The 2,743-nt window shown below is 59.8% G+C and carries 5 protein-coding genes; 3 read left to right on the top strand and 2 right to left on the bottom strand.

Going from position 1 to position 2,743, the window contains the following annotated elements; translation table 11 throughout:
• A partial coding sequence (locus tag EN993_RS34220; protein WP_164758002.1) for a universal stress protein occupies positions 1 to 301 on the top strand: 301 nt, incomplete at its 5' end.
• A gap of 160 nt (positions 302 to 461) precedes the next feature.
• On the top strand, positions 462 to 731 hold the full coding sequence (locus EN993_RS34215) for a DUF6455 family protein (protein WP_127266085.1): 270 nt from the start codon (positions 462 to 464) through the stop codon (positions 729 to 731).
• Between the two features lie 57 nt (positions 732 to 788).
• Here EN993_RS34215 and EN993_RS34210 read toward each other — a convergent pair whose 3' ends face one another.
• On the bottom strand, positions 789 to 1,487 hold the full coding sequence (locus tag EN993_RS34210; protein ID WP_109672884.1) for a CBS domain-containing protein: 699 nt from the start codon (positions 1,485 to 1,487) through the stop codon (positions 789 to 791).
• Positions 1,488 to 1,635: 148 nt separating this feature from the next.
• On the opposite strand from EN993_RS34210, the gene EN993_RS34205 reads away from it, so the two are divergent.
• The gene (locus EN993_RS34205) at positions 1,636 to 1,851 is read left to right on the top strand and encodes a DUF1858 domain-containing protein (RefSeq protein ID WP_109672904.1); all 216 of its coding nucleotides are present in this window, start codon (positions 1,636 to 1,638) and stop codon (positions 1,849 to 1,851) included.
• 3 nt (positions 1,852 to 1,854) lie between these two features.
• On the opposite strand, the gene EN993_RS34200 is transcribed toward EN993_RS34205, so the two are convergent.
• Positions 1,855 to 2,556, bottom strand: coding sequence for a Crp/Fnr family transcriptional regulator (locus EN993_RS34200; protein ID WP_109672886.1), 702 nt, complete (start codon positions 2,554 to 2,556; stop codon positions 1,855 to 1,857).
• Between the last annotated feature and the right edge of the window lie 187 nt (positions 2,557 to 2,743).

Genomic DNA, 2,743 nt, shown 5'->3' with positions numbered 1-2,743 from the left:
TTTCTTGGTCACGGCTAACGAAGTGGTCGTTGCCACAATAGATACCGACCGCGACGAGAGCATCCGCGACAGCCTCGCCGATGTCGCGGTTTTTCTCGAACACCATGGCATCAAGTCCCGAACCGAATTGATTGCCGGCGAGGCTGACGGCAACCGGTTGCTGACATTTGCGCGGTCGATCCATGCGGACCTGATCGTCTCGGGTGCCTATGGGCACAGCCGTCTGCGGGAATGGGCGTTCGGCGGGGTCACGCGCTCGCTGATCGAGGAAAGCGGCATCAACCGCTTCATGTCGTATTGATGGGTCGACGTCCCAGCAGTCGAGTGCGCGGCGGGTGGGTTCAGGAACTTCAATTCACCCCTTTCGCCGCCTTGGCTTGGCAACGGCTCCGTCTGTTGACCGAGATCAAGTCGTTGGCCGCCTGCATGGCTATGATTCTCAAAAGGCAGGAGTGACCAAGATGAGCTTTCTCGATTACCTGATTTCAGTCGACGCCAGGGCCGCGTTGATGGGTCGCATGATGCGCAAACTTGGTGTCGACAGGCAGTTGAAAGTGGTGCCGGACCATGCAGCCGTCACCGATCGGGCGGTCAATCGCTGCCGATCCTGCGGCCATCAAGACGAATGCTCGACTTGGCTCGACCAAAACGAGCAAGCCGATGCTCCGCCAGATTATTGCCGCAACCGCGACCTGATCGCACGGCTGCAGCATGTGGCCGGCCAGCGTTAGAACGTCGAGCGGCTACGCACAGTTCGCCTCGGGAAAATGTCGGTGGTAGCCCCTTGGCTACGAGACCAGGATGACGGACAACGGCTCGGCGCAAAATAGATTGTCCTCAACGCCTTTGACGCCGGCGACGTTTTCGGCCGCTACGATGGCTGCCTGGCGCTCGCGTTCGTCGAAGATGGCGCCGCTCAGTTTTACGATCCCTTTGTCGACAGTGACATTGATCAGGTCCTTGCCAGCCCATTTCTGCGCTGCAAGCTCCGCGACGATGCTCTGGCGTATCTGTTCGTCGTCAATGGTCGTCGGAGTTGAGGTTGGCTGCGTGTGAAGCAGCGCACGAAGAAGATCGGAGCGGGCAATCATGCCGACAACTTTACCACCGTCGACGATCGGGACGCGTTTGATGCGGTGATGCGTCATCAACTCGACGACCTCGGCAAGCGATGCATTGGGGGATGCCGTGACGACGCTGTCGGTCATCACCTCCTCGACCCGCCTTCCGTTGGCGAGGACATATTCTTCGGCAACTCTTCCCGGGCTGACAAGAAATTCCAGCCAGCGTGGGCGCTTGCGCTGCGTGCCCAGCTCTCCGCGGCGCAGGAAATCGCCCTCGCTGATAATGCCCACCAGAACGCCGTCGATGCGAATGACGGGAAGCCCGCTGATCTTGCTGGAGAGCATCAATCCGGCCGCATCGGCGATCGACGCAGACGGATCTATTGCAACGACCGGCGTGGTCATTATGGTTTTGGCTTGCATGCCAGCCTCCTCAGACACTTTATCCTTTGCTTATCGAGGTCACGCGTGCCGTGTCTTGATCTGAATCATTTTCAGATTGCGAAACTGCAACGAAGGCGGCCCGAAGGCGATTTATGAAGAGGGCCTCGCAAAACGCGGAGACCTCATCGTGAAACAGCGCAGTTCGATCGACCCGGACATGGTCGTTGACGAAATCATGACGAAATGGCCGACAACGGTGGCTGTGGTGCTGAGATACAAGATGCTCTGCGTCGGGTGTCCGATCGGCACATTCCATACCGTGGCCGAAGCATGCCGGGAACATCGGATCGATGAGGGCGACTTTCTTGTCGAACTCGAAGCGGCCGTTCGAGGAAAACGGTGACGGTCAGCCCTTGTCCCGGTTCTCGGCCAGAACCACAAGGCGATGCGCATCCTTGACCGTGACCTTCTGGCGCCCGCTGACGATGATCCCTTTCTCCTCCCACTTGCTCAGCAGCCGGCTGACCGTGTGAAGCGTCGTCCCCGTCATCTCGGCAATGTCCTGCCTCGAGATCGGGAAGTCGATTTCGATGCCGCTATCGGTCTTTCGGCCGGTCTGGTTTGCCAATCGCAGCAGCGCATGCGCAACCCGCTGCTCCACCTGTTCCGTCGACATCTCCACTACCCGCGTCTGCGTCTCCTGCAGCCTGCTTCCAACCGTCCTGTAGGTGGCCGCCCCAAACACGGGGAAGCGTCTCGCCAGATCGGGCCACAGAGCGTTTGGCCAGGCCAGCACCACGCAGTCTACCGCCGCGACCGCGCTGGCTGGGTAGGTCGTCCGGCCAAGTGCCGCGGCGACGCCAAAGATCTCGCCTTCGCTGATGTATCTGGCGATGACCTGTTGTCCGTCCGGCGTGGTGCGAACGACACGGATGTGCCCGGCGATCAGCACGAAGAAGGAATGAGCCTCGGCTTCCTGCGCGAAGATCGCCGTCTCCTTGGCATAGCGAGACGACCGCGCATCTCGCAGGATCTCGCTCTGCTCGTCGGGCGTCAGACCCTGGAAGAGCGGCAGTCGCGAAATCAGCGATCGGTCCAGCGCAGCCAAGCGGATTCCTCACGGCCTTAGGGTTCCGCATTAGTCGTGCGGGAGACCTTTCTTATCTTGAGTTTGCGCCAGCGCAAATTGTCCCCGACCGCATCAGGCTAAATGGCATGGAACGGCGCAATGCCGCGAAGACGAAACAAAGGACAAATTGATGAAACTCTCCATCCTCGCCGCCGCAGTCTCCATC

The organism is Mesorhizobium sp. M7D.F.Ca.US.004.01.2.1, assembly GCF_003997785.1.
Taxonomy (GTDB): Bacteria; Pseudomonadota; Alphaproteobacteria; order Rhizobiales; family Rhizobiaceae; genus Mesorhizobium; species Mesorhizobium loti.
Note: the sequence above shows the minus strand (reverse complement) of the source record. Positions and strands in the feature narration are given on the sequence as shown.

Coding starts and splice junctions, on each gene's coding strand:
- EN993_RS34210 (WP_109672884.1), bottom strand. CDS start 1,487: ATGCAAGCCAAAACCATAATGACCACGCCGGTCGTTGCAATAGATCCG.
- EN993_RS34215 (WP_127266085.1), top strand. CDS start 462: ATGAGCTTTCTCGATTACCTGATTTCAGTCGACGCCAGGGCCGCGTTG.